The sequence below is a fragment of the Vibrio marinisediminis genome (genome assembly GCF_014050145.1).
In the GTDB taxonomy this organism is placed as follows: domain Bacteria; phylum Pseudomonadota; class Gammaproteobacteria; order Enterobacterales; family Vibrionaceae; genus Vibrio; species Vibrio marinisediminis.
In genome coordinates, this window is record NZ_JACFYF010000148.1 from 1 (window position 1) to 305 (window position 305).

The following is a 305-nucleotide window of genomic DNA, read 5'->3' on the forward strand; positions in this document are numbered from 1 at the left end:
CTAACGTGCTTACTCGTTACGCTGCGGATGCGCGAGATGGCTTGATTGATAGGGCGTGTTTTTCCCGCTTCTTCGCCGTAGGGGGATTCCTCATGCACAACGATGTTGTGGCGCCAATCCTCCAGCCACTCGGCCATATTTCGCTGAGAATGCCTTGCGCCGTCGATCTTTTCGATCGCCTTAAACTCAGCCGTTTTATTGAGTTGCACTACTGCGGTGTGTTCGGCGTGTCCAGGAATGTCGGGATTGCCCAGATCAAAAATGGCGGCCGCGTCCATGGCGTTCCCGTCAACGAAAATATGGGC

1 protein-coding gene is annotated in these 305 nt (G+C 54.4%); it reads right to left on the minus strand.

What is annotated here, in order from left to right:
- A partial coding sequence (locus H2O73_RS20700; protein WP_246335986.1) for a DUF2303 family protein occupies positions 1 to 278 on the minus strand: 278 nt, incomplete at its 3' end.
- Between the last annotated feature and the right edge of the window lie 27 nt (positions 279 to 305).